The sequence below is a fragment of the Metabacillus litoralis genome (assembly GCF_003667825.1).
Classification (GTDB): domain Bacteria; phylum Bacillota; class Bacilli; order Bacillales; family Bacillaceae; genus Metabacillus; species Metabacillus litoralis_B.
The window spans coordinates 1,206,899-1,232,641 of sequence record NZ_CP033043.1; the positions used below are offsets into that span (position 1 = coordinate 1,206,899).

Annotated in this window: 25 protein-coding genes; 21 read left to right on the forward strand and 4 right to left on the reverse strand. The window is 37.2% G+C overall.

Annotated elements, in window-relative coordinates; all coding sequences use genetic code 11:
- Nucleotides 1–17: 17 nt before the first annotated feature.
- The 15 genes from D9842_RS05750 to D9842_RS05820 all read left to right on the forward strand — a co-directional run bounded on the left by D9842_RS05750 (nt 18) and on the right by D9842_RS05820 (nt 16,340).
- Entirely contained in the window at nt 18–1,154 is a 1,137-nt protein-coding gene (locus tag D9842_RS05750) for a BMP family ABC transporter substrate-binding protein (RefSeq protein ID WP_232273460.1), read from the forward strand.
- 19 nt (nt 1,155–1,173) lie between these two features.
- Nucleotides 1,174–2,151 (forward strand): aromatic ring-hydroxylating dioxygenase subunit alpha, encoded by a 978-nt coding sequence (locus D9842_RS05755; protein ID WP_121661675.1) that lies wholly within the window; start codon nt 1,174–1,176, stop codon nt 2,149–2,151.
- A 154-nt stretch (nt 2,152–2,305) separates the two neighbouring features.
- The gene (gene hutP / locus D9842_RS05760) at nt 2,306–2,749 is read left to right on the forward strand and encodes a histidine utilization transcription antiterminator HutP (protein ID WP_121661676.1); all 444 of its coding nucleotides are present in this window, start codon (nt 2,306–2,308) and stop codon (nt 2,747–2,749) included.
- A gap of 119 nt (nt 2,750–2,868) precedes the next feature.
- Nucleotides 2,869–4,383, forward strand: a complete 1,515-nt coding sequence (gene hutH / locus D9842_RS05765; protein ID WP_121661677.1) for a histidine ammonia-lyase — start codon at nt 2,869–2,871, stop codon at nt 4,381–4,383.
- Nucleotides 4,380–6,062 carry a urocanate hydratase gene (gene hutU, locus D9842_RS05770; RefSeq protein WP_121661678.1) on the forward strand — a complete coding sequence of 561 codons (1,683 nt, stop codon included), beginning with the start codon at nt 4,380–4,382 and terminating at the stop codon, nt 6,060–6,062. Before hutH ends, hutU begins: the two co-directional genes overlap by 4 nt.
- The gene (gene hutI / locus D9842_RS05775; protein WP_121661679.1) at nt 6,055–7,317 is read left to right on the forward strand and encodes an imidazolonepropionase; all 1,263 of its coding nucleotides are present in this window, start codon (nt 6,055–6,057) and stop codon (nt 7,315–7,317) included. The genes hutU and hutI overlap by 8 nt, the downstream gene beginning before the upstream one ends.
- Complete coding sequence (locus D9842_RS05780; RefSeq protein ID WP_121661680.1) at nt 7,314–8,291, forward strand: agmatinase family protein; 978 nt, start codon at nt 7,314–7,316, stop codon at nt 8,289–8,291. The genes hutI and D9842_RS05780 overlap by 4 nt, the downstream gene beginning before the upstream one ends.
- 136 nt (nt 8,292–8,427) lie before the next feature.
- Nucleotides 8,428–8,889, forward strand: a complete 462-nt coding sequence (locus D9842_RS05785; RefSeq protein WP_121661681.1) for a universal stress protein — start codon at nt 8,428–8,430, stop codon at nt 8,887–8,889.
- 19 nt (nt 8,890–8,908) lie between these two features.
- Nucleotides 8,909–9,466: a ribosome hibernation-promoting factor, HPF/YfiA family gene (gene hpf, locus D9842_RS05790; protein WP_121661682.1), complete on the forward strand. Its 558-nt coding sequence runs from the start codon at nt 8,909–8,911 to the stop codon at nt 9,464–9,466.
- Between the two features lie 335 nt (nt 9,467–9,801).
- Nucleotides 9,802–10,824: an amidohydrolase family protein gene (locus D9842_RS05795; protein ID WP_121661683.1), complete on the forward strand. Its 1,023-nt coding sequence runs from the start codon at nt 9,802–9,804 to the stop codon at nt 10,822–10,824.
- 30 nt (nt 10,825–10,854) lie between these two features.
- On the forward strand, nt 10,855–11,580 hold the full coding sequence (locus tag D9842_RS05800; protein ID WP_121661684.1) for an iron-sulfur cluster assembly protein: 726 nt from the start codon (nt 10,855–10,857) through the stop codon (nt 11,578–11,580).
- A 60-nt stretch (nt 11,581–11,640) separates the two neighbouring features.
- Complete coding sequence (locus D9842_RS05805) at nt 11,641–12,213, forward strand: DJ-1/PfpI family protein (protein WP_121661685.1); 573 nt, start codon at nt 11,641–11,643, stop codon at nt 12,211–12,213.
- Between the two features lie 161 nt (nt 12,214–12,374).
- On the forward strand, nt 12,375–13,526 hold the full coding sequence (locus tag D9842_RS05810; protein ID WP_121661686.1) for a CdaR family transcriptional regulator: 1,152 nt from the start codon (nt 12,375–12,377) through the stop codon (nt 13,524–13,526).
- 82 nt (nt 13,527–13,608) lie between these two features.
- Nucleotides 13,609–15,021, forward strand: coding sequence for a glycolate oxidase subunit GlcD (gene glcD, locus D9842_RS05815; RefSeq protein ID WP_121661687.1), 1,413 nt, complete (start codon nt 13,609–13,611; stop codon nt 15,019–15,021).
- Entirely contained in the window at nt 15,018–16,340 is a 1,323-nt protein-coding gene (locus D9842_RS05820; protein ID WP_121661688.1) for a (Fe-S)-binding protein, read from the forward strand. The genes glcD and D9842_RS05820 overlap by 4 nt, the downstream gene beginning before the upstream one ends.
- A gap of 165 nt (nt 16,341–16,505) precedes the next feature.
- On the opposite strand, the gene D9842_RS05825 is transcribed toward D9842_RS05820, so the two are convergent.
- The gene (locus tag D9842_RS05825; RefSeq protein ID WP_121661689.1) at nt 16,506–16,697 is read right to left on the reverse strand and encodes a DUF4177 domain-containing protein; all 192 of its coding nucleotides are present in this window, start codon (nt 16,695–16,697) and stop codon (nt 16,506–16,508) included.
- Between the two features lie 375 nt (nt 16,698–17,072).
- Here D9842_RS05825 and D9842_RS05830 point away from each other — a divergent pair, with 375 nt between their 5' ends.
- The 5 genes from D9842_RS05830 (at nt 17,073) to D9842_RS05850 (ending at nt 22,291) form a co-directional block, all read left to right on the forward strand.
- Nucleotides 17,073–18,083, forward strand: a complete 1,011-nt coding sequence (locus D9842_RS05830; RefSeq protein WP_121664962.1) for a TAXI family TRAP transporter solute-binding subunit — start codon at nt 17,073–17,075, stop codon at nt 18,081–18,083.
- Nucleotides 18,084–18,155: 72 nt separating this feature from the next.
- Entirely contained in the window at nt 18,156–18,665 is a 510-nt protein-coding gene (locus D9842_RS05835) for a DUF1850 domain-containing protein (RefSeq protein WP_180320416.1), read from the forward strand.
- Nucleotides 18,658–20,619 (forward strand): TRAP transporter permease, encoded by a 1,962-nt coding sequence (locus D9842_RS05840; protein WP_121661691.1) that lies wholly within the window; start codon nt 18,658–18,660, stop codon nt 20,617–20,619. Before D9842_RS05835 ends, D9842_RS05840 begins: the two co-directional genes overlap by 8 nt.
- A 123-nt stretch (nt 20,620–20,742) precedes the next feature.
- Nucleotides 20,743–21,774 (forward strand): glutathione S-transferase family protein, encoded by a 1,032-nt coding sequence (locus D9842_RS05845; protein WP_373995093.1) that lies wholly within the window; start codon nt 20,743–20,745, stop codon nt 21,772–21,774.
- Nucleotides 21,775–21,790: 16 nt separating this feature from the next.
- The gene (locus D9842_RS05850; protein WP_121661693.1) at nt 21,791–22,291 is read left to right on the forward strand and encodes a GNAT family N-acetyltransferase; all 501 of its coding nucleotides are present in this window, start codon (nt 21,791–21,793) and stop codon (nt 22,289–22,291) included.
- 32 nt (nt 22,292–22,323) lie between these two features.
- Here the strand turns inward: D9842_RS05850 and D9842_RS05855 are convergent, their stop codons facing one another.
- From D9842_RS05855 to D9842_RS05860, 3 genes are all read right to left on the reverse strand, one after another.
- Nucleotides 22,324–22,521, reverse strand: coding sequence for an alpha/beta-type small acid-soluble spore protein (locus D9842_RS05855; protein WP_098796961.1), 198 nt, complete (start codon nt 22,519–22,521; stop codon nt 22,324–22,326).
- Nucleotides 22,522–22,621: 100 nt separating this feature from the next.
- Entirely contained in the window at nt 22,622–22,750 is a 129-nt protein-coding gene (locus D9842_RS26195) for a hypothetical protein (protein ID WP_257535986.1), read from the reverse strand.
- Nucleotides 22,751–22,838: 88 nt separating this feature from the next.
- Entirely contained in the window at nt 22,839–24,038 is a 1,200-nt protein-coding gene (locus D9842_RS05860; RefSeq protein ID WP_121661694.1) for an L-lactate MFS transporter, read from the reverse strand.
- Nucleotides 24,039–24,416: 378 nt separating this feature from the next.
- Here D9842_RS05860 and D9842_RS05865 point away from each other — a divergent pair, with 378 nt between their 5' ends.
- Nucleotides 24,417–25,739, forward strand: coding sequence for an MFS transporter (locus tag D9842_RS05865; RefSeq protein WP_121661695.1), 1,323 nt, complete (start codon nt 24,417–24,419; stop codon nt 25,737–25,739).
- The last annotated feature ends 4 nt before the right edge of the window (nt 25,740–25,743 follow it).

The window sequence follows — 25,743 nt, forward strand, 5'->3', positions numbered from 1 at the left end:
ATAAGGGGGATATTGAGTTGAAGAAAAAAATAATGGGCTTATTTGTATTGATCATGATGTTCATGGTTATTGTTGCTTGTTCTCAGGAGTCTTCACAGCCTGCTGAACCTGAGACAACAGAAGAAGAAACAGAAGCAACAAAAACAGAATCAGAAACAGAGGAATTACCAAAAGTAGCATTTGTTTATATTGGTGTACCTGGTGATGGAGGTTGGACGTTCGAGCATGATAAAGGAAGACAAATGGTTGATGAAACATTTGGTATTACCTCGACAACAGTAGAAAATGTTCCGGAGGGTCCTGATGCTGAACGTGTTATTGAAGAGCTTGCTCAAGATCATGACATTATTTTTACAACAAGCTTTGGATATATGGATCCAACTGTGAATGTAGCTAAAAAATATCCTGATGTTGTGTTTATGCATGCAACTGGTTATAAAACCGCTGAAAACCTGGGTACATACCAAGGGAAAGGGTATCAGCCCGGATATTTAGCTGGGATTGCGGCTGGAAAGTTAACAGAAAACAATAAAATTGGTTATGTTGGTGCCTTCCCAATACCAGAGGTGATTTACACAATTAATGCTTTCACATTAGGTGCACAAAGTGTAAATCCAGATATTGAAGTTTCAGTTGTTTGGAGTAATACGTGGTTTGATCCTGCAACCGAAAGACAGGCAGCTATTACATTATTAGATGAAGGTGTTGACGTTCTAGCAAACTATCAAGATTCACCAGCGGGTATCCAAGCTGCTGCTGAACGAGGCGTTTGGGGAATGGGGAATGACTCTGACATGAACAAATACGCTCCTGAGACTTATGTAACGAATCCAACTCTTAACTGGGGACCTTATTATGTTGATGTTGTGCAAAGTGTAATAGATGGGACATGGGAAACGAATTCCTATTATGGAGGTTTAAAAGAAGGGATGGTTGACTTAGCTCCATTCGGTAAAAATGTACCACAGGATGTTCAGGATGCTGTTAATACGAAAAAACAAGAAATCATTGATGGAACTTTCGAGGTATTTAGTGGTCCTATTTATGATCAGTCAGGAGAAATTAAGCTCGATGAGGGAGAAACAATTCCTCTTGAAGAAATTCTTAGCATGAACTGGTTTGTTAAAGGTGTAAAAGGAACAATTCCAGAATAATCGGAAAGGATGACATGTCATGCAAGTTAAAGATCCTGTTTTGTTTCATCAATGGCATCCGGTCCTATTATCGAAAGAGTTAGCTGATCTTCCAAAGGCTGCTGAAGTTCTTGGTGAAAAGATTGTCATATTTCGTACGTCTCAAGGTGTGCATGCTTTTAAAGATTTATGTATTCACCGCGGAGTACCACTGTCATTAGGTAAGGTTGTGAATGATGCAATTGTTTGTCCATATCATGGATGGACCTATAATACGTGTGGAACATGCACAAAAATCCCAGCAATGCCAATAGGAAAGGCGATACCAAGAAAGGCAAAAGCCATTACTTATCATTGTGTTGAAGAAGCCGGGTTAGTATGGGTCTGCCTGGGTCAACCAGAACATCACCCCGCTATTGGTGAAGAAAATGTGGGCAATGAATTGGTTCGTGTTGAAATGGGGCCTTATGAAATCAATGCAGCAGGGCCACGGGTTGTTGAAAATTTCCTAGACGTTTCACATCTTATGTTCGTTCATGAAGGACTTCTTGGAGACAGTCAGTTTCCTGAAATTGGTGATTATGAGGTGCATGAGCAAGATGGAGTTCTAGTTTCTGATGAAATCGACATTTATCAACCAGATCCAGATGGAAGAGGGCATGGCGTCCATGCAAAATACACGTATAAAGTCTTTCATCCACTTTGTGCAGGGTTTACAAAAAGAATTGATCATTCTGAAGAGTTTTTTGATCTTTATCTTATCGTTTCACCAGTAAATGAAGAAAAAAGTAAAGCGTTTATGATTATGGAACGCAATTATGCGCTCGATGAAGATGAAAAGGTATTTGTGGATTTTCAAGACCTTTTAATTGAACAAGACAAAATTATTGTAGAAAATCAAAAACCAGAGTTACTTCCACTTGATCTTCAAGCAGAGCTACATTTAAAGAGCGATAGAGTTAGTATTGCCTACAGAAAAATGTTAAAAGAAGTAGGATTATCATTTGGAACTGCATAAAAATAAATGTAGGAAGGCTGTGAAAGCCTTTCTTTTTTCGTATATCGAATCCTCTTACTCTATTATTTTTTTAAAATATAGTACTCAAAGAACAAACACATGCATAGGATAATTTTAGATACTAGACATTAGATGAAAAGAAAGAGTTGTTATTATGGCATTAAGTAAAAATCGATTAATTGGACGAAATGCAATTATGCTGTTGTTATCTGAAAATCCTAACGAACAGCTTCAATTCCTTCAACAAAACAAATGGAGGGGCTGTTTGGGGAAAGTGGGTTCGATGGAGGCGAATAAAGTCGTTGCATCTATTGAAACAGCAGCAAAGAAAAATGGCATCATTCAGTCTGATGTTTATCGTGAATCACATGCATTATATCATGCGATTATGGAAGCCTTACATGGTGTAACGCGAGGTCAAGTACAGTTAGGTTCAGTGTTACGAACCGTTGGACTTTCTTTCGCGGTTTTACGTGGCAATCCATATGATCATGAGCAAGAAGGAGATTGGATTGCTGTCTCGTTATACGGAACGATCGGAGCTCCAGTAAAAGGCTCCGAGCATGAAACGATTGGCCTTGGTATTAATCATATATAAAGTGCCCATAGTTAATAGATAAGCAGGGGGCTATATCATGAAATCTTTGATTTCATTGATATAGCTCCCTTTTTTATTGACCCTTTAATCAACTAAAGGGCAGGAGGGGAGTCGTAAAGATGATTTTGCTAGATGGAGAAAGCTTAAGCTTTTCTACTTTACTAAAAATCCTATTTGAAGGAGAAGAAGTTGGATTCTCGGATGAAAGCTTAAAACGTGTGGTGGCAAGCAGAAAAGCGGTTGAAAAAATCGTTTCCGAGGAAAAAGTTGTTTATGGTATTACTACAGGATTCGGGAAATTTAGTGATGTGTTCATTGAAAAAGAAGACGTTGAGCTCCTTCAACTCAATTTAATTCGTTCACATGCATGCGGAATTGGTGATCCGTTTCCAGAAGTTGTTTCACGAGCAATGCTTGTTTTACGTGCCAATGCCTTACTCAAAGGTTTTTCGGGTGTACGTCCTATTATCATTGAAAGATTAATTGATTTGGTAAATGCCGAAATTCATCCTATTATTCCACAACAAGGCTCTTTGGGCGCAAGTGGTGATCTAGCTCCACTTTCACATCTTGCTCTCGTGTTAATAGGAGAAGGTGATGTGCTGTATAAAGGTCAAAAAACAACAGCAATTCAAGCACTAGAGCAAGAATCGCTTTCCCCAATAACCCTTACAGCAAAGGAGGGGCTAGCCCTTATTAATGGCACTCAAGCGATGACCGCAATGGGCGTAGTTGCCTATCTAGAGGCAGAAAAGTTAGCCTATCAAGCTGACTTAATCTCGGCTGTAACCATAGAGGGTTTAAGGGGAATTCTGGATGCTTTTGATGAGGATATTCATCTTGCTCGTGGATATAAAGAGCAAATTGACGTAGCGAACCGAATTAGATCCTATTTATCTGATAGTCTACTAACGACGAGACAAGGAGACATTCGCGTACAAGATGCCTATTCAATTAGGTGCATTCCGCAAGTTCATGGGGCTACATGGCAAGCGTTAAATTATGTGAAAGAAAAACTTGAAATTGAAATGAATGCAGCAACAGATAATCCGTTACTTTTTCTTGGTGATGAAAAGGTATTGTCCGGTGGAAACTTTCATGGCCAGCCGATTGCCTTTGCTATGGACTTTTTAAAGATCGCCATTGCAGAATTAGCCAATATCTCTGAACGACGAATTGAAAGATTAGTAAATCCTCAACTAAATGATTTACCAGCCTTTTTAAGTCCTGAGCCTGGTCTACAATCAGGTGCGATGATTATGCAATATGCCGCTGCCTCACTAGTCTCGGAAAACAAAACATTAGCACATCCGGCTAGTGTTGATAGTATTCCTTCATCAGCTAATCAAGAAGATCACGTTAGTATGGGAACAATCGCGTCACGACACGCTTATCAAATTATTACAAATACTCGGCGAGTGCTAGCGGTAGAAGCAATTTGCAGTATTCAAGCGGCTGAATTTCGTGGTGTTCAAAAGATGTCAACCGTTACAAGGAAATTTTATGAAGAAGCAAGACAGGTTGTTCCATCCATCGTAAATGATCGAGTTTTTTCGATCGATATAGAAGCAATGCAACATTGGTTAAAGCTCGGAGCAACATCAATACCAACTAGCCTGGAGGGAACAAAATGAATTCAAACTATGTGGAGAAAATAAAAAGATATAGAGGTACAAAACTCAATACAAAAGGATGGCAACAAGAGGCTGCTCTTCGGATGTTAATGAATAATTTAGATCAAGATGTTGCCGAAAATCCTGAGGAGCTTGTTGTATATGGTGGAATTGGGAAAGCTGCACGAAATTGGGAAAGTTTCGATACAATCGTCACATCTCTAAAATCATTAGAAAATGATGAAACACTGCTCATTCAATCTGGTAAGCCTGTTGTTATTTTTAAAACACATGAAAATGCGCCGCGTGTTTTGATGGCCAATTCCAATCTTGTTCCGGCTTATGCAAACTGGGATACGTTTCATGAACTCGACCAACAAGGACTTATGATGTACGGTCAAATGACGGCGGGCAGCTGGATTTATATTGGTTCCCAAGGTATCGTTCAAGGCACATATGAAACATTTGCTGAATTAGCAAAACAACATTTTCACTCTTCTCTTAAAGGGACGATTACGTTAACCTCAGGACTTGGAGGAATGGGTGGGGCACAACCTCTTGCTGTTACGATGAATGGCGGGGTTTGTCTTGCAATCGAAGTAGATGAAAGAAAAATTGACCGGAGAATAACAACGGGTTATTTGGACGTAAAAGCTTATTCAACAGAGGAAGCGATACATGTAGCCGAAGAAGCGAAGAAAACTGGTAAAGCATTATCAATTGGTTTACTAGGTAATGCATCTGAACTGTTATATAACATGATTGAACGTAATTTTATTCCAGATATTTTGACTGATCAAACCTCTGCTCATGATCCATTGAACGGATATATCCCCACAGGAATGTCCCTGAAGCAAGCAGCTCAGCTACGAATTACAAATCCAAAAGAATATGTAAAGCTTTCGAAAGCTTCTATAGCCAGTCATGTAAAAGCCATGCTCACAATAATGGATAAAGGAGCGGTCACCTTTGATTATGGAAACAATATTCGTCAGGTCGCTAAAGACGAAGGAGTAGAAAATGCTTATAAATTCCCAGGTTTCGTACCAGCTTATATTCGCCCGCAATTTTGTGAAGGAAAAGGTCCCTTTCGCTGGGTAGCATTATCAGGTGATCCTGAGGATATTTATAAAACAGATGAAGCGATAATGCGTACGTTCAGTGAAAATAAGCACTTATGTAATTGGATTAAAATGGCTCAGGAAAAAATTAAATTTCAAGGCTTACCTTCGCGGATATGCTGGTTAGGCTACGGCGAACGGGCAAAATTCGGGAAAATTTTAAACAACATGGTAGCAAGTGGCGAACTAAAAGCACCAATTGTGATTGGGCGGGACCATTTAGATGCAGGCTCGGTAGCTTCGCCAAACCGTGAAACTGAGGCAATGAAGGATGGCTCAGATGCTGTGGCAGATTGGCCAATTTTAAACGCAATGATCAATGCGGTTGGTGGTGCCACATGGGTTTCTGTTCATCATGGTGGTGGAGTTGGAATGGGATATTCCTTACATGCAGGTGTTGTTATTGTAGCGGACGGCACGAAAGAAGCTGATCAAAGAATTCAACGTGTACTCACAACAGATCCAGGTATGGGTGTTGTTCGCCATGCTGATGCTGGCTACAAGCTTGCAATGAAAACAGCTCACCATCATAACATTCAAATGCCAATGCTTGAAAAGGGAGTTGATTCTTGTGAGTAAGCCGATCTGGATCAAACATGCTGCTCAATTGGCTACACTTGCTTCAAATATAGATGGACCTCGTTCAAAAACAGCTATGTCTGAGCTCGGTATTATTGAAGATGGTAGCTTATGGATTGAATCAGGGGTTATCAAAGCAGTTGGTACAACAGACGAACTGAGGAATACTTATAGAGACGTAATAGACTCCGCTGAAATCATAGATGCCTCAAATAGCTTGGTAACACCAGGCTTAGTTGATCCTCATACACATGTTGTTTATGGTGGCAGCAGGGAACGGGAATTTGAAATGAGGCTGCAAGGCTCAACCTACATGGACATCATGAATGAGGGAGGAGGAATTCATGCTACAACTAGCATGACGAGAGAGGCAACGGAAAAGGAATTAATTCAACAAACAATAACCCGCCTAAATTCCTTCTTGGAGCATGGTGTAACAACAATTGAAGGAAAAAGCGGATATGGCTTAAACCTTGAAACAGAGCTAAAGCAACTCAAAGTCATGAAAGAGCTTCAACAAATGCACAGCATTGATTTGGTAGCAACCTTTATGGGAGCACATGCAGTGCCAAAAGAATTTAAAGGTCGTGAAGAAGAGTACGTCGATTTTATTATTTATGACATGTTACCAGTTATTGCACAGAAAAATCTTGCACAATTTATCGATGTTTTTTGTGAAAAAGGAGTTTTTACATGTGAGCAATCTAAACGAATAATAGAGGCTGGAAAGCACTATGGCTTGATACCAAAGATACATGCAGATGAAATTGTTAATACCAAAGGTGCAGAACTAGCTGCAGAGGTAGGAGCGATCTCCGCTGAACATTTACTTAAAACATCAAATCAAGGAATCGAAAAGATGGCTGAAGCAGGAACGATTGCTTGCTTACTACCTGCTACTGCTCTTTATCTTCGCGAACAATCAGCACAAGGGAGAAAAATGATTGATCATGGTGTGCCGGTTGCTATCTCAACCGATTGCAACCCAGGTTCTTCACCAACTACTTCCATGCCACTTGTGATGAACCTTGCCTGTATTAATATGAGGTTAACACCTGCCGAGGCCTTAACCGCAGCAACCTATAATGCAGCTTGTGCTATTAACCAACAGCATAAAGTTGGTTCTTTAGAAGCTGGAAAGCAAGCTGATATTGTACGCTGGAAGGTAAAAAACTATCAAGAATTACAATATCTATTCGGTGTTAATCATGTGAAAACGGTGTGGAAAAAGGGTGTGAAGGTGGTAGACAGATGAAAAAGCATTGGCTGAAACCACCAGAATGGTCTTGGAATTCTTTTAGTGATGAAAACCCAACATCAGTTTCTCAATGGATTAAGTCACTTCAAAGCTTTCAGGACATACCAGATTTAATCGTATACGGTGCACCAATTTCTCGTTCATCCATTAGTGTTTCAGGCGCATCATTATATCCTTCTGAATTTCGAAGAATGTGGAAAAGTTTTAGCACTTATAACATTGATGAAGATGTGGATCTTGCTTCTTTTAATGTTGCCGATGCAGGTGATATTGACATGCATACAACAGATATTCCATTGTCACATCAAAGAATTCAGCAAACAACCGCATACCTCACCAAATGTTATCCAACTTCTCGAATATGTATGATAGGTGGTGATCATTCAACAACTGCTTGTGCTGTTCGAGGAATCAAAGAAATGTATCCATTTGAGACGATCGGGATCTTACAGCTTGATACCCATCTTGATGTTCGAGATCCACGAATATTAGGTCCGGCGAATGGAACCCCCATACGTCAGTTGATTGACGACAATACTGTTATGGGAAAGCATATAATGAATATCGGGCCACACGGTTATTTTAATGCAAAATCACTTATTGATTACGCAAAGAAACATAGCATCAACATCATTACCTTACAAGCAGCGAGAAAAAAAGGTGTTTCCCAAACAGTGAAAGAATCTCTTCAGCATTTATCAAACTGTGTTGACCGAATTTACGTTACCGTTGATATGGATGTTCTTGATATTTCCTTTGCTCCTGGAGTACCAGCCTCTACACCGGGAGGTATGAGCACATCAGAATTATTTGATAGCTTAATAGAAATTGGGAAGGAACCAGCCGTTAAACATATAGATTTTGTTTGTTTAGATCCAAGTAAGGATTCATCTGTTCAAGAAACAGTGAAGATTGGCTGTTATGCATGGCTTCAGTATGTAACGGGGTGTGTGTTGCAAGATAAGGAATAGGGGGGACAGCTCATTTTAAAGATGGGCTGTTTTTTTATTCAGGGTGTGAGAAATATCACCGAGCTATCCATTATAACAAGGTAAACTTAACTCATAGGAAGAACCTTCCTTAAAAGAAAAGTAGGGAGAGATGATCATGAATATGGTCTATGAGAATATCCTTGTTGCAATTGATGGATCAAAAGAAGCTGAGTGGGCTTTTCGAAAGGCCGTTAGTATCGCAAAAAGAAACCATGCACACTTAATATTGTGTACAATTATTGATTCAAGAGAAGTAGTGTTAACATCCTATGGGTTACCAATCGAACCAGCATTTATTGAACATGCTGAAAATTTTTCACATTCTCTATTAACAAAATATAAAAATATCGCAATTGAAAACGGGTTATTAAATGTAGAAGCAATTATCGAATATGGCTCTCCAAAAGTAAAGATTGCAAAAGAAATTGCACCTGAAAAGAAGGTGGACTTAATCGTTTGTGGTGCAACAGGAATGAACGCCGTTGAAAGAATATTTGTCGGAAGTGTATCTGAACACATTTTACGATACGCAAACTGCGATGTATTGATCGTTCGAACAGAAAAAGAAGAAGAATAAAGTTTTAGGAGGAGTAGCAATGAATCTAATTATTCACAGCAAAAATCTTGAATTAACCGAAGCTTTAAAAACCTATGTTGATCAAAAAATTGGTTTGGTTATGGAGCACTATTTTGAAGACACAACAACTTTCCAAATTCATATTAATTTATCTACCTTCAAAAATAATCACTGTATTGAAGTAACTATTCATCTTGGTGATATAACCATTCGAGCAGAAGAAAAAACAAACGATATGTATCAATCTATTGATCTAGTAGAAGAAAAATTAAAAAGACAAATTCGTAAATACAAAACAAGAAGAAATCGTAAGCTGCGAAAAGGAAAAATAATTGAACAAGCTCCAGTGTTTGAAATCCCGACAGCAGAGCAAGAGGAAGAGGAAATTGTTCGTATTAAACAATTTCAATTCAAACCGATGAGTACAGAAGAAGCGATACTACAAATGAATTTACTAGATCATCAGTTCTTTGTCTATCAAGATGCGGAAACAGATCAATTTAGTATCGTATACAAACGGAAAAACGGTCAGTATGGGTTGATTATTTCTGATGAAAAAATTGCTGTGAACATGTAATTTAAGAAAGTTCCTCATAAGAGGGAATTGCTGATATATGGCAGTTCCTTTTTAGATTGGAGAATGACCATTCTTGTCTAATTGAAGATAAATGTTAGAAACACTATTTTTTTAGGTAACTCCTCCATTTCTCATTTATATTATTCTTGTTATTTAGTATAATAAGTTCAATCCTAGTAAGTTAGATGATTATACAAAGAACTCCCTTTAAAATAACTGAAATTTTGAGTGAAACTACATATCTTATTAAAAAATAGTAGACTACAATAAATTACAAGATCTATTGTAAGCGGTAACATATTTTGATACTAAATAAAATATGAGGGGGATTGGAAATGTATAAATTGCCAAATGGTGAAGAGATTTTTATCATTGATGCTCATATTGCTTTATGGGATGGCAGTAAAGAAAATCAGTTGAACATTCACGGTGATCAATTTATAAGTTGCTTCTATGATTATCATACTAACTTAAGTCCAGATGAGTATATTTGGCCAAAGGAAAAATTTTTAAAATACGACCCTGAAACACTCGTGAAGGATGTTTTTATCAAGGGATATTCAGACATCGCCATTTTCCAACCTGTATATTTAAAAGAATTTTATAAAAATGGATTTGGAGATTTTGATGCAAATGAGGAATTGGCAAAGAAATATAAAAATCGATTTATTTGTAACGGTACATTTGATCCAAGACACGGAGAACGTGGACTTGAACAATTAGAAGAAAATAAAGAAAAGTACAATTGGCAAGGGGTAAAACTATATACAGCCGATTGGTATGGTGATTCAAAAGGATATAAACTATCAGATCCATGGGCTAAGCGATACTTAGAAAAATGTTTAGAACTTGGGATTAAGAATATTCACGTGCATAAAGGACCTACTATTACTCCACTAAATCGCGATGCATTTGACGTAGCAGATATTGATGATGCAGCATCCACCTTTCCAGATTTAAACTTCATTGTTGAACACGTTGGTTTACCTAGATTAGAAGATTTTTGTTGGATTGCTACACAAGAAAAGAATGTATATGGTGGTTTAGCTGTTGCCATGCCGTTTATTCATTCGAGACCCCGTTATTTTGCAGAAATTATTAGTGAATTACTCTATTGGATTGGAGAAGACCGTATTTTATTCGGTAGTGACTATGCTATTTGGGAACCTGGCTGGCTTATCGAGAAATTCATTGAAATGGAGCTACCTGATGATATTCAAAAAGAAACAGGTGCAAACCTGGACTTGAATGTAAAAAAGAAAATCTTAGGTGAAAATGTTGCAGCTTTATATAATATTGACATTGAAGCCCATAAGAAGTTACTTAAAGACTGTTCGCTAGCTAATCATTTTGCTTAAACCTTGAACCGAAAAAGGAGAGGGGATCGTATGGAAAAGGAGAAGCAAGTATATCAAATGCTTGATCAAGTATACGACCCGGAACTTGATCAGCCCTTAACAGAATTAGGATTTATCGATCATATCGTCATTGAAGGTTCAATTGTGGAAGTTATCTTTCGTTTACCGACTTATTGGTGCTCACCAAACTTTGCTTACATCATGGCGGAGGATATTCATAAGTATGTATCATCACTTAATTGGGTGGAAGAAGTAAAAGTGAACCTAATTGATCACTGTGCATCCAATGAAATTAACCAAGGTGTTACAAAAGGAAAAGCATTCAGTGAATCACTTACCGCTTTTAGCGGGTCTGACGGTGATTTGGATGAACTACGTAAAACATTTCAAATAAAGGCGTTTTATGCAAGGCAAGAAAAAATGATCAAACACCTCCTTTATCAATTAGACATGACTAAGGAGAAGATCGTCAGTATATTACATTCGGATTTAATATCTCTTAATCTATCAAAAGAAGGTCAATTGATTAGGACAAAGTATTTTGAAAAGAAAAACCTTTTCAATCACTCTAGTCCACTTGCCTTCACAACACCAGAAGGGGAATCCCTTACTATTGAATCATTTTCAGATTATTTACTTGGTGCTAAAAGAACAAGATTAAGCATGGAATTCAATGGTCACTATTGTAGAGGTTTACTAGAAGCAAGATACAAACTGCCGTCTATAAAAGAGCAAGAAAGCACAATTAATAACTGAATATTTAGAATGTTAATGCATTCTTAATATAAAATTAATTTGTAAAGGGGAACTGTAAACATGAGTAAAAATGTACTAATTGTAACTGGTGATGCTGTGGATTGCTTAGAAATTTACTATCCTTACTATCGCTGCATTGAAGAAAATATATCAGTGACAATCGCTTCTCCAACGAAGAAGAAGCTTCAAACCGTCTGTCATGATTTTCTTCCTGAAATGGAGACTTTCACTGAAAAACTAGGCTATAAAATTGAATCTCATGCATCTGTTGATGACATTAACCCTGCAGATTATGATGGTCTTATTATCCCTGGTGGACGTGCGCCGGAATACATTCGTATGAATCCAAAAGTACAAGAGATCACTGCACATTTTCTAAAAGAAGATAAACCAATGGGAGTTATATGTCATGGTCAACAAGTACTTACAACTGTTCGTGAGCATATTAAAGGACGTGAAATGACTGCCTATACAGCTTGTCGTCCTGAAATTGAAGCTGCTGGAGCTACATATATCGAAGAAATGTTACATGTAGATGGCAATTTAGTAACAGGTCATGCTTGGCCAGACCTGCCAAGATTTATGAAAGAATTTTTCAATATTCTTAATGTGAAGGAAGAAGCAAGCGTATAAATGAATAATCCAAGAGACTGTGGAGGTTTCCTCTACAGTCTTTTTTAAAAAGGGTTTATTTATATTGCTATTGCTTACAATTAGTTTCCAGACTTGTGCAGGTGAGAGATTTTTATATCGAGATTATTCTCAATCTAATATGCAAAGGATATGATTTTAATATGCGGCTTGTCCCTGAATTAGCAAAAAAAATTGTTAATGAAGTACAGCTTGTAATGACAGAAGATACCATTGTTGTAGATCAGAATGGCTACATTATCGCTTCGACAGATTCAAATAGAGTAGGAACCTTTCACGAAGGGGCAAATATCGTGATGAAAACAAAGAAAAAACTTTATATTAATGAAGAATTCGCTACTCATTTACAGGGGGTAAAACCTGGAATTAATTTACCGATTATCTATGAAAATGATGTCATTGGTGTGATTGGAATAACTGGGATTCCAAAAGACATAGAACCTTTTGCAGAACTTATTAGAAGAATGACAGAACTCATCATCAGAGAGGCAAATTATATTGAAAAAAAAGAATGGAAAACAAGAGGGCTAGAATCCTTTTTCTATGAATGGTTATACAATCAAGACGTTGATGAGGAATTTATTCACCGAGGGGAGATTCTTGGAATCTCATTTAACAATGCATATCTATGTATCCTTATCCAACTCGATTCTCAATTATCTCAAGAAAAATTAAAGAACATCCAATTTTTATTAAATAGTTGGTTTACAACTGAGTTACTCAGAGATCAAGATGACTATTTAGTCCAATGGGGACAAGACCGATTTGTATTATTAAAAAGCGCAAAAAGGGTAATTTCAATGACTGGATTACAATTTATGCTAGAAACTTGTAAGCAATATTTTGCTAATCATCACCAAACAAACTTATCAATCGGTGTAGGAAAAACAGTTGAATCCAAATATATTTATTCGTCATATCAAGAAGCGAAAAAGGCTCTAAAAGTCGCAGAAAAAAATAATTCTGTTGTCTTTTACGACTCTTTATTGTTAGAGATTATTCTAGAGGAGATAAACGAAAAGACTAAAAATGAATTCATTCATCGAGTTTTGTCTAGTATCAAAGAGGACGATGATTTAATTGAAACTTTAAAAACTTATTTTTATTATAATCAATCTTTAAAGAATACAGCTGATGCATTACATATTCATATTAATACTTTACATTATCGACTGAAACAAATTAGAGATATAACAAACATCGATCCAAAAAGTGCTGAAGGAACAACTTTATTTTATATTGCCCTTTCCTATTATCAATTAGATAAACAACCAAAAACTCAACATGTTTTCTAGCTATTTTCGTATTTTTCTCCATCGTTCTCATCGTTTTCTACCATTATAATTAGGTCAAAGAGATAAAGTAGGGGGAATTTCAATGCTTGATACTTCCATAAAAAAACAATTTATAAAAATTGTTGGAGACAAATATTTTCAAGATACAGCTGAGGCTAGACTCGTATACTCTTACGACGCTACACCGAATTTTCAATCATTGCCAGACGCTGTAATCATGCCCGAAAACACTCTGCAAATTCAGCAAATTATGAAACTATGCAATGATGCCAAAATTCCAATTGTCCCGAGAGGTTCAGGTACAAATTTAAGTGCTGGTACATGTCCAACGCACGGAGGGATTGTTTTAACATTTAACCGAATGAATCAAATTTTAGAAATTGATGAAGACAATCTAACAGTTACTGTCCAACCTGGGGTTATTACATTAGATATGATTCATGCCGTAGAGGAAAAGGGATTATTTTACCCACCAGATCCAAGCTCAATGAAAATCTCAACAGTAGGCGGCAACATAAATGAATGCTCTGGTGGTCTTCGAGGATTAAAATATGGAGTAACAAAGGATTATGTATTAGGACTTAAGGTTGTACTTCCGAATGGAGAGGTCGTTCATACAGGTGGAAAGCTTGCAAAGGATGTTGCTGGTTACGATTTAACAAATTTATTCGTTGGATCTGAAGGTACACTCGGAATTGTCACCGAGGCTACATTAAAGTTGATACCAATCCCCGAAACGAAAAAAACACTGTTAGCCTTATTTCAAGATATGGATGCTGCAGCTAAAACGGTATCCGCCATCATTGCGAATAAAATCATTCCAGCTACATTAGAATTTCTAGATCAATCAACATGTGAGGTAGTGGAAGAATTTGCAAAAGTCGGTCTTCCAACAGATGTTAAGGCTGTTCTGTTAATTGAACAAGATGGTCCTTCCGAAATTGTAGACAGAGATGTTCAACATATTTTGAAAATTTGTCATGAAGGAAATGCTGTTTCAGTAAAATTAGCGAAAACAAAAGAAGAGGCTGAGGGTTTAAGTACAGCACGGAGAGCAGCATTATCTGCCCTCGCACGTTTAAAACCAACAACCATTCTAGAGGATGCGACTGTTCCTCGCTCGAAAATAAGCGAAATGGTTGCAGCGATTAATGAAATTGCAGAAAAATATTCTTTAAAAATCTGTACTTTTGGTCATGCAGGAGATGGAAATTTGCACCCAACTTGTTTAACAGATGCTCGAGATACTGAAGAAATTCACAAAGTAGAATTAGCTTTTGAAGAGATATTTTCAAAAGCAATAGAATTAGGTGGCACGATTACGGGGGAGCATGGAGTAGGAGAGATGAAATCACCATATTTAGCATGGAAAATTGGAGATAGTGGGGTATCAGTTATGAAAGCAATTAAACAGGCTTTTGACCCAAACGGCATCATGAATCCTGGAAAAATGTTTGCAAAAGATACTCGTAAAAGAGTGGTGGTAAATACATGAAACAATCTGTGAAGGAAGACATTCAGAAAGGTTTTCAAGAACGATTAAATTATGATGAACTCATGAATTGTATGCGATGTGGATTTTGCCTGCCTTCATGCCCAACGTATGGACAGACAAATCAATATGAAGCTTCCTCACCCAGAGGAAGAATTGCCCTTATGAAAGGCGTAGTTGACGGTTTGATAGAGCCTGATGCAACCATTGAAAGACAGTTAAATCAATGCTTAGGCTGTCGCGCTTGTGAACCTGTTTGTCCCTCTGGTGTAAAATATGGTCATTTACTTGAAGAAGCACGCGATGTGATTCAACAAAAAAAGAAACATACATGGCCAGTCCGAGTTTTAAGACATTTTATATTTGATGAACTATTTCCCAAAAAAGAAAGAATTAAAAAAGTTCATCATCTTCTTTCAATTTATCAGCAAAGTGGTATTCAAACCTTTTTTCACAAAACAAAGCTACTGTCATTACTCCCTGGGAACCTAGAACAATTTGAAAAGGCTTTACCTATAGTTCCTTCTAAGAATGAAATGAACAATAGGCCAACTTATCTAAAAGCCAAGAACCAAACGAAGCGAAGAGTAGCTTTTTTTTCCGGTTGTTTAATGGACACTATGTTTATGAAAATAAATGATGCTACGTTAAAACTTTTACAACAAGCGGGATGTGACATCTTTATTCCAGAACAACAGGGCTGTTGTGGAGCTCTACATGCACACAGTGGTGAGAAAAAGACCGCTAAACAACTTGCAAAAATAAACATTGAAGCGTTTGAAACTTTAGATATAGACGATATTGTTCTTAATGCAGGTGGTTGCGGTGCTCTTTTAATCGAATATGATCATCTTTTAAGAGATGAACCTGAATGGCAGAAAAGAGCCGAAAAATTCGCCGAAAAAGTAAAGGATTTTTCTGAAATTTTAATTGAACTTAAATTTAATGAAGATCATTATTTATCACTACCTGATCAAACGGTTACATACCAAGATTCTTGTCATTTAAGAAATGTAATGAAAACATCGAGTGCACCAAGAAAATTACTTAGAGCCATTGATGGTACATTCTATAAAGAAATGAAAGGGGCTGATCAATGCTGTGGTTCTGCAGGTGTATATAATTTAACGGAACAAAAGATGTCGATGCAGATATTAGATGATAAAATGATCAAGGTAAAAGAAACGAAAGCACAGACGATTGTAACTTCAAACCCTGGGTGCTTGTTACAAATGAGGTTAGGTATTATTAGAGAAGGATTACAAGATTCAGTAAGAGCGGTTCACTTGGCAGAGCTACTAGCAGAATCAATTAAAGAGTGAAGACAAAAAGGAACTGCCTGATTATTAGGTTTTCCAGCTTTCTCAATAACACGGTCTTGGTTAATTGCTTCTTGAAGGCGTTCTTGATAAGCTCGTGTTTCTTGCGAAAAAAGACTGTAAACAAACTTGATCATCTCGAGTTTGTCTACAGTCAGTCATGAAATATTAAGAGCTAACAAGTCTCTCAAAAATGATCTCATAATATGCCGCTGAACCATATGCAGCGGTGCCGGGTGCAAAAATTTGAACCAGTCTCCAACCGTCTTTTGCATGTTGTTCAATGATTTCCTGATATTCAGCCTTAGGTTTACCACTCCACTTTCCAATTTCAACTTTTTCAAATTTATATTCAAACATTGATCGTTCCTCCTATTATCTTTTTCTTTTATTTAAAGTAAAAAGGTTTCATTTTTATTATATCGGGTAATATTTACCCAAAACTACTAAATTAGTAAATTTTTATGAAACGATTTTACTAGAACCAACACACCTGCTATTCGACAAAGTTCGATATTAAGATAATTTTAGCGAGTTTCAAAAGATAGAGAAAATATATCTTTTTCTTCAAGATATTAAGGTTATTTATGGAAAACCCTTACATATCAAACTACTTTACCTACTTAACCTATGTCACTCTATCTCACATATCATTTGACAAATCTACCATTACCTATGGTAGTATAATTATGTGTTTACACAAAATTACCAATAAAAGGGGGCTTTACAAATATGATGAAGAAATTTCGTAGTAGTTTTCTGTTCATCATGATCTTATCACTTATGATGGTCATTGCTGCATGTGGCGGCGGGACTGGAGGCGGTGATGAGGGAGCTACAGGTGGAGAAGAAGGTAATGACACAGGTGGCGAAACTCAAAACCTTAGTCTTTTAACTGGTGGTACTGGTGGTACATATTATCCACTTGGTGGACAACTCGGAAACATCATTTCTGAAAACACAGATGCAAACATAACACCACAAACATCAGGAGCATCTGCGGAGAATATGGAGACATTAAGAAATGGCGAAGCAGAGCTTGCTTTCACGCAAACAGACATTGCTTCATATGCTCTTGAAGGAAAAGAAATGTTTAAAGATGCACCGATTGATAACGTTCAAGCAATTGGTTCACTTTACCCAGAAACAGTTCAGCTTGTGACAACTGCTGATAGCGGAATCACATCTGTTGAAGATTTAAAAGGGAAAACTGTTTCTGTAGGTGCACCAGGTTCTGGAGCTTACATCAATGCCATCCAAGTTCTTGAAATTCACGGCTTAACGGTTGATGACATTAAAGCACAAAACCTATCATTTGATGAATCAACAGACGGAATTCAAGCAGGAAACATTGATGCTGCATTTATTACAGCTGGGACTCCAACTGGTGCTGTTGAAGCATTATCAGCACAAGATGATGTTGTAATCGTTCCAATCGCAGAAGAGAAGGTTCAAGAGCTAGTAGAAAAATATCCTTACTATGCGGCAGACACTGTTCCTAGTGGAACGTATAACATCGAAGCTGATGTTAGTACAGTTGCTGTTAAGGCAATGCTAGTTGCATCAAAAGACCTTGATGAAAACTTAGTGTATGAGATGACAAAAGCTTTATTTGATAACACTGACAAAATCACTCATGCAAAAGGTGAGTTCATTACACCTGAATCAGCACTAGAAGGAATTGGAGATATGGAACTTCATCCTGGAGCTGCTAAGTACTTTGAAGAAAAAGGCGTTTCGAAATAACATGTCTAAGAATCGGTAGATCGTATGATGCGGTCTATCGATTTCATTTGCAATGCTTTAAAGGGTGGTTCTATGAGGCTTAAGATAACTCTAGTAATTGTACCTCTACTCTTGCTTATCACTTTGCTCGTTTTCATTCCTTTTAAACAAACTCTTGTTTTTACTTATGAAAACGAAGAAAAACTACTTGCATATCTACCTTTTGAGAAAGATCATTCCTTTCAAATAAAATATACACATTCCATTCATCTTTCAGATGTTATTGAAACCTACACACTTACTAAAAAGCAAATTATCTTAACTGAACTTTCTTACAAAGATTTTGCAATAGGCATGCCTTCTAATGCAGAAGGAGATGAGGTATTTGAAGAAAAAAATGGTACATACTACATAAAGAATATGAACCGTGCTTTCCCATTTATTGATCTTCGTCTCGGGCAGGTAAGAGCGGATCATCGAATTATTTATAAGGACCACACATATACATTATCAAATTTTATTAAACCTGGAACATGGGTGCGAATGTCATCTAAAAAAATGTCATTATGGGAACTATTGAAAGGAGTGAACATAAGTGGTTGATGAAAATAAAACGTTAAATGAAGAAGAACAACAGGCATTATTGGAAAAATATGATCCTGAAGCCGGTACACGTAAATTAACTGGTATCATTGGCTGGATTGCCTTTATTGGACTGCTATCATTCTCACTATTTCAATTATATACAGCCATTTTCGGTGTTTTTACAGCACAAATTCAGCGTACCATTCACTTAGGGTTTGCCTTATCCTTAATTTTTTTACTTTTTCCTGCTAATAGGAAAAAACGTCAAAAAGGTAAGCTTCAAATTGCATGGTATGATGGCATATTAGCTCTCCTTAGTGTTGGTATAGGAGCTTATTGGCCAATTAATTTTAATGATTTGGTTATGAGCGTTGGGCGTCTATCACAAATGGATTTTATCGTCGGTATCATCGCGATATTATTAGTGTTGGAAGCAACACGAAGAGCAGTTGGTCTTCCGATTACTATTATTGCCCTTATCTTCTTGGTGTATGGACTTTATGGGCAGTATATGCCAGGTTTCCTTGCACACAGAGGATTAACACTTGAGCGATTAGTACAAACAATGTTCTTTACTACTGAGGGGATATTAGGAACACCACTTGCCGTATCCTCAACATTTATTTTCCTATTTCTCTTGTTCGGAGCATTTTTAGTGAGAACTGGGGTAGGACAATATTTTAATGATTTGGCTGTTTCCATTGCGGGGCGCAGAACTGGTGGACCAGCTAAAGTTGCGATTTTCTCAAGTGCCCTACAAGGAACGATAAGTGGGAGCTCCGTTGCGAACGTTGTTACCTCTGGTTCGTTTACGATCCCAATGATGAAAAAGCTTGGATATAAAAAAGAGTTTGCTGGAGCTGTAGAAGCTGCTGCATCAACAGGTGGTCAGCTTATGCCTCCTATAATGGGTGCCGCTGCCTTTCTAATGGTTGAATTTATCGGCGGTATCACGTACTGGGAAATAGCGAAAGCTGCTGCAATCCCTGCCGTTCTATATTTTGCAGGAATTTGGATTATGACTCATTTTGAAGCGAAACGAATTGGTCTTCGCGGGTTAACAAAAGAAGAAATGCCGGATCGAAAAGAAGTGTTAAAAAATATTTACTTGCTACTTCCAATTATTGCGGTCATCGTATTATTAATGTCAGGAATTATTGTTACACATGCTGCATTATATGCGATTTTAGTAGCGATAATCGTAGGGTTATTTAATAAAGCAACGAGAATGGGACCAAAGCAATTTGTGCTAGCACTTGTAGACGGTGCTCGTTCTGCATTAGGTGTTGCAGCTGCAACTGCTGCAGCGGGTATTATTGTTGGGATTGTAACAAAAACAGGTTTAGGACTTAAGCTTGCAAATGGTTTGATTGATTTAGCTGGAGGATACTTAATTCCAACATTAATGCTAACCATGTTAGCTGCAATTGTTCTTGGAATGGGTTCACCAACGACAGCTAACTATGTTATTACATCGACAATTGCTGCACCTGCGATTATTTTATTAGGTGTACCTGATTTATCAGCTCATCTGTTTGTTTTCTATTTTGGAATTATTGCGGATATTACACCACCAGTTGCCTTAGCTGCATTTGCCGCAGCAGGTGTTGCAGGAGGAGAGCCTTTGAAAACAGGGGTCAACTCGGCCAAACTGGCCATTGCTGCCTTTATCATCCCATATATATTTGTTCTTTCACCAGAGTTGCTCATGATTGACACAACGTGGCTTGAATTAGTGTGGGTGCTGATTACAGCCGTATCTGGAATGCTTGCTATCGGTGCTGGTATTATCGGTTATTGGATGCGTAAACTTCATTGGATTGAGCGAATTGTCGCACTTGTTACAGGGCTTCTGCTCATCTATCCTGAAGGTATTTCTGATATTACAGGAATCATTTCATTTACAGCTTTACTGGCTCTACAATTTATTTGGAAACGTGATAAAGGAAATACGTTAAAAATGTCTAATTAAATAAGTTTTAAGAGACCTGATACTTCTCGTATCAGGTTTTTTGCTGAGCCCAAAAATTGACTGATTATTCAGGTAGATACTAAACTAAACATAGTACTGCAACTTTAGATGGGGAGTGATGAGGTGTCACGAAAAGATCAGAGCTGTGAACTGGATCTTGAATCTTTAGATAAATCTACAATAACTGACGAAATCAATGAAAATGGCGCTTTTAAACGTCAATTGAATAAGTTTACTACTCCGTTTGGTAGCGAGCCAGAAGAGCTTCCAGTTGAATCAGGACGCTATCGTTTACTATGGACAGCAGCATGTCCATGGGCGCACCGCACTGTTATCGTTCGTAAACTTTTAGGCTTAGAGGATGTTATCAGCTTAGGAACTGCAAGTCCTTTTCGTCCAAAACTCAATCGTGTTGACTGGGAATTTTCATTGGATGAAAAGAGTAAGGATCCAATCCTTGATATTAGGTATATGAGTGAAATTTATCATCGAACCGATCCTGAATATACAGGAAGGCCTACAGTACCTGTTATGGTGGATTTACAAACAAAAAAAGTAGTAAATAATGATTATTTTAAGTTAACCAATTATTTTGAAACGGTATGGTCACCGTTTCATAAGGAAAATGCACCAGATTTATATCCTGAAAGCTTGCGTGAAGAAATTGATGAACTAAATGATCTTATATTTCAAGATATTAATAATGGAGTTTATAAATGTGGATTTGCGCTTTCTCAGGATGCTTATGAGCAAGCGTATGACCAGCTTTTTGCCCGGTTAGATGAGCTAGATGAGCGACTTTCTAACCAGCGTTTCTTGCATGGTGATTTTATTACAGATTCAGATGTTCGCTTTTACACAACTTTAGTTCGATTTGATGCTGCTTATTACACCGCATTTAACACAAATCGAAGTTTAATTAGAGAATTCCCGAATCTCTCTGGTTATGTTCGTGATTTATTTCAAACACCAGGTTTTGGAGATACAACTGATTTTAATGCTATTAAAAACCATTACCACCTTTCCATCACAATTTTTACAGAAAAAGAAGATGTGAAAATTTTACCAAAGGGACCAGACCTATCCTTTTGGAAATCAGAGCATAACCGGGAGTTAGTAAGTAATAGGGAAGAGAAGTTTATCATAAAAAATTAAAAATGGAGATCAAAAAATGATTATTCGAGATGCGTTTAAGGGAGAGCTACCGTTCATTAGGACACAAAGAGTTTTAGCATATAGCGAGCATGCAACATCAGTTTCATCAGAGCATTGGCAGGCACTAAAACAAGCCATCTCCTCTGAAGCAGATGTTCAAGATGGAGTAGAGTTAATTGTGGCTGAAATAGATGGGGAAATTTTAGGAAGTGTTGCGTTATTTCCACCACAATCTGATGCATATGAAGGAATCGTTGATAAGCTTGATTATTCCGAAATACGTTTACTTGCTGTTTCTACGGAAGCTAGAGGAAAAGGAGTTGCTTCAGCATTAATTAAGGAATGTATGAAACGAACAAAAGAAAAGGGCATTGATTCTATTGGACTTCATACAGCTGATTTTATGAAAAGTGCAATGAAATTATATGAAGGTTTTGGATTTGAACGAATTCCGCAGTATGATTTTGAACCTGCAAATGATGGTGTCATTGTAAAAGCTTTTAGACGTTCAGTATAAAAAAGGGACCTCATCTCTGAGGTCCCTTACCTTTAAAATTGCTGATGATTCTGAAGTTGGTTTTCTGCCATTGCAACTAAACGCTTTGTCATTTCCCCACCAACAGAACCGTTTGCACGAGCTGTCGTATCGGCTCCAAGTTGTACCCCAAATTCATTCGCAATTTCCTCTTTCATGGAATTAAGAGCATTTTCTGCACCAGGCACAACTAATTTGTTGTTTCTTGCCATTGTACAACACCCCTTTTGAATGATTAGGAACTCCCGAGCACTACAATCAGTTGCTCATGAATTATTGTACCCGCTAACTCAAAAAATATTGAGGATCTCTTTATTTAGATTGCTGGCGATTCTTTACTTTTTGCTTCATTTCTTGTGTACGGTCATCCTTTTCAGAGCCGTAATGGAAATTTGTTAATTTACCTGTATCTGGTGGTTGCATTGATTGGTTTTTATTCATCTTTACCCCTCCTTTGATTCACTAATAGTTTGTGCAAATGCATGATGTTTTGAGGTGGGAATTTGGCCCAATCCTTATTACCACAGATTTAGTTTCTTAAAGGTTCCTTACTTAGTAATTCATCTGATGAAGAATGAGAAGGTACCTTAATAAATTTAGCCATAATGATTGCCAATACGCATATAAAACCTGCCAAAATAAATGCTTGAGTAAAAGAAATGGCTTTAATGATAAAAGGTCCAGCGAAGGCAGATAGCCCGTATGCTTGATACATAAAACCATAATTTGTGCCAATGTTTTTTGTCCCATAGTAATCTGCCGTTACAGAAGGAAAGAGAGCGAGAAAACCACCAAAGCCAAAGCCAATGAAAGAAACTGCGATTAAATAAATTGGATAGTTCATGAAACCTGTGCTCATATAAAACATAATGAGTGCAGTTAATGCGTAAATGATCACAAGTGTATTTTTTCGTCCAATTCGATCTGAGATTTTTCCTAAAAGAATTCGCCCAGCAGCATTGAATAATGCAATCACCATTACGGCATTTGCAGCTTGCTCAACATTAAGTTTTACTAAATCAACCCCAATATCTACTGCGAAGCTAATAACAAGAAGCCCTGAAACACTTCCAAATAAAAACATTGTCCATAATAGATAAAACTGATACGTTTTTAACATTTGAGCTGGTGAAAAATCATTTGTTTTTTTAGAAGAAGTTGTGGATGTGAGATCATCATTAGGTGGATTTTTTAATAACTGTGCACCTGTCACAACTAATACAAAATAGAGTATTCCTAAATAAAAGAAAGAAGACGATACACCAAAAGTATCAATTAAATATCCGATAACAGGCTTATAAATTAAACCACCTAAACCGAATCCGGCAACTGCAACTCCACTAATAAAGCCTCTTTTATCAGGAAACCATTTTACACATGCTGATAATGGACAAACATAAGTCATCCCGATTCCAATTCCACCTACAACACCGTAGAAAAAGTATAACTGAAATAATGTAGTCGCTTGGCTGGATAGAATTAAGCCAACTCCGAGTAAAATCCCACCTATTGTTGCTACCCATCTTGGTCCGATGCGGTCTTGAAGCCTTCCTGCGAAAATTGTTGTTAAGGCAAATACTGCAATTGTGATGGAGAAGGTAACAACAATATCTTCCTTTGCCCAACCAAACTTATCCATTAAAGGTTGATTAAATAAGCTCCATGCATATACTGCACCTAAATTAATTTGAATAAGAATTGCTCCTAATACAACTAACCATCTGTTCAATTTATTTCCTCCTATGTTATTAACAAATAAAAAAGAGACCAACGGTGACAATAGATTATCAACGCTGGTCTCTTGTGCACTCACTTATAGTGTTTACAAAAGCAACCAAATATTATGATTTTGTAGCTGTATCGAAAACAGCCTATTACTTAAATAACTTTATAAAATGATATGATTTCCATCCATCCTTATCCATGATATTGATGTTGGCTATCAAGATGTCTTCAAATTCAACTCTTCTTATTATGTCATAGTTTTTCTTAGTGTCAACGCTATTTTCTGTGTATACGCGTAATAGAGCTAACGATCTTTCGGGCTCTTTACATAACCTATTCCATCTAGGGAAAAGTAAAATGAAAAGAAATGGGGGATAATCAAATGGGAATAAAAGACATATTACAACTAGAAAAGCCGCTACTTATCCTTCTTTTTGGTGTTTTACTTTCACATTTAGGAACATATTTGGTTACACCGATGCTTCCCATTATTTTAAAAACAGATGCAGGTTTATCCATTGGCCAAATTGGAATTGTGTTAGCTAGTATTGCCATTGCTTTTCAGGTCGGGAGTGTGGCCGGAGGAGTTTTAGCTGATCGTATTGGTCGCGGATTTACGATAGGACTTGGAGCTTTGATTGCTGCTTGTGGACTTATTGGGTTTGGTTTATTCACGCAGTTTTCTCTTTTGATAGTGACTGCTATTACGATGGGATTTGGTACTGGATTAAATGCTCCTTCAACAAAAGCAGCCATCGCAGCTTTTGCTTCTTCTGAGAACCTGACAACAGCTTTTTCGATAAGAGGCATAGCTGCAAATATTGGGACAGGCTCGGCTGGATTAATTGTTTTTTTCCTTTTAACAGGAGCATCTAAAATGATCTTTTGGATTGCTGGTGGAATTTATATCCTTTTAGCACTACAAAGCTGGATTTTTCTCCCAAAGGGTTGCGGTGATGTGCCATGTGAGGGAATTCCTAAGGGAGCTTACAAACAGGCATTTCAAAACAAACCCTTTATGGTATTTAGCTTTGTAACGATTTTTATATGGGCTTTATATGCACAGCTATCACTTGCATTACCACTTAGAGCAACAGTTATTTTACCGGAGCCTAAAAATGTTGCGTTGATTTGGACAATTAATAGCTTAATTGTTATCTCATTACAAGGGTTGATTACAAAGCGAATTATTAGGAAAGTAGAGCCTCTAACTGCATTAGGTTTAGGGATTCTCTTCATAACGATTGGAATTGCCTCGTTATTTTTTGCACAATCCTTTTTCCATTTGATCCTTAGTGGAGGAGTCTTTGTTATTGGTGAAATGATGATTCTTCCTACAATAGACAGCACCATCTCACAATTGTCAAAAGGAGAATTAATCGGGTTGTTTTTTGCTTTATCAAATGTTGTTTACGGTTTAGGAGAAGCTGGTGGAAAATCAGCTGGTGGAAGAATTCTTGGAGTAGGAGAAAATACTTTAACACCTGTTTTCATATACACCACCTTAGGACTTGTACTAATAGTAGTTGTTACTTTTCTTAAAAAATGGAAGCCACTTAGACAATCGTTACAACAGGCTTCTTCAAAAGAAAACAAGCCTAAGGATGCACCCAGACTTCCAAGTGAACCTGGACAACATCGAACACATCCTGTAAACAGATGGGAACCAGAAGTGTTTTTTAGAAAAAAGCCACGAACAGAATGATGAT

What these genes read in the sequence shown, in the direction of transcription:
- D9842_RS05820 (WP_121661688.1), top strand. Translation starts at nt 15,018, where the DNA reads ATGAAACAATCTGTGAAGGAAGACATTCAGAAAGGTTTTCAAGAACGA.
- D9842_RS05805 (WP_121661685.1), top strand. Translation starts at nt 11,641, where the DNA reads ATGAGTAAAAATGTACTAATTGTAACTGGTGATGCTGTGGATTGCTTA.
- D9842_RS05850 (WP_121661693.1), top strand. Translation starts at nt 21,791, where the DNA reads ATGATTATTCGAGATGCGTTTAAGGGAGAGCTACCGTTCATTAGGACA.
- D9842_RS05780 (WP_121661680.1), top strand. Translation starts at nt 7,314, where the DNA reads ATGAAAAAGCATTGGCTGAAACCACCAGAATGGTCTTGGAATTCTTTT.
- D9842_RS26195 (WP_257535986.1), bottom strand. Translation starts at nt 22,750, where the DNA reads ATGAATAAAAACCAATCAATGCAACCACCAGATACAGGTAAATTAACA.
- hutU (WP_121661678.1), top strand. Translation starts at nt 4,380, where the DNA reads ATGAATTCAAACTATGTGGAGAAAATAAAAAGATATAGAGGTACAAAA.
- D9842_RS05855 (WP_098796961.1), bottom strand. Translation starts at nt 22,521, where the DNA reads ATGGCAAGAAACAACAAATTAGTTGTGCCTGGTGCAGAAAATGCTCTT.
- D9842_RS05835 (WP_180320416.1), top strand. Translation starts at nt 18,156, where the DNA reads ATGAGGCTTAAGATAACTCTAGTAATTGTACCTCTACTCTTGCTTATC.
- D9842_RS05825 (WP_121661689.1), bottom strand. Translation starts at nt 16,697, where the DNA reads ATGTTTGAATATAAATTTGAAAAAGTTGAAATTGGAAAGTGGAGTGGT.
- hutH (WP_121661677.1), top strand. Translation starts at nt 2,869, where the DNA reads ATGATTTTGCTAGATGGAGAAAGCTTAAGCTTTTCTACTTTACTAAAA.
- glcD (WP_121661687.1), top strand. Translation starts at nt 13,609, where the DNA reads ATGCTTGATACTTCCATAAAAAAACAATTTATAAAAATTGTTGGAGAC.
- D9842_RS05755 (WP_121661675.1), top strand. Translation starts at nt 1,174, where the DNA reads ATGCAAGTTAAAGATCCTGTTTTGTTTCATCAATGGCATCCGGTCCTA.
- D9842_RS05830 (WP_121664962.1), top strand. Translation starts at nt 17,073, where the DNA reads ATGAAGAAATTTCGTAGTAGTTTTCTGTTCATCATGATCTTATCACTT.
- D9842_RS05810 (WP_121661686.1), top strand. Translation starts at nt 12,375, where the DNA reads ATGCGGCTTGTCCCTGAATTAGCAAAAAAAATTGTTAATGAAGTACAG.
- D9842_RS05785 (WP_121661681.1), top strand. Translation starts at nt 8,428, where the DNA reads ATGAATATGGTCTATGAGAATATCCTTGTTGCAATTGATGGATCAAAA.
- D9842_RS05795 (WP_121661683.1), top strand. Translation starts at nt 9,802, where the DNA reads ATGTATAAATTGCCAAATGGTGAAGAGATTTTTATCATTGATGCTCAT.
- D9842_RS05800 (WP_121661684.1), top strand. Translation starts at nt 10,855, where the DNA reads ATGGAAAAGGAGAAGCAAGTATATCAAATGCTTGATCAAGTATACGAC.
- hutP (WP_121661676.1), top strand. Translation starts at nt 2,306, where the DNA reads ATGGCATTAAGTAAAAATCGATTAATTGGACGAAATGCAATTATGCTG.
- hpf (WP_121661682.1), top strand. Translation starts at nt 8,909, where the DNA reads ATGAATCTAATTATTCACAGCAAAAATCTTGAATTAACCGAAGCTTTA.
- D9842_RS05865 (WP_121661695.1), top strand. Translation starts at nt 24,417, where the DNA reads ATGGGAATAAAAGACATATTACAACTAGAAAAGCCGCTACTTATCCTT.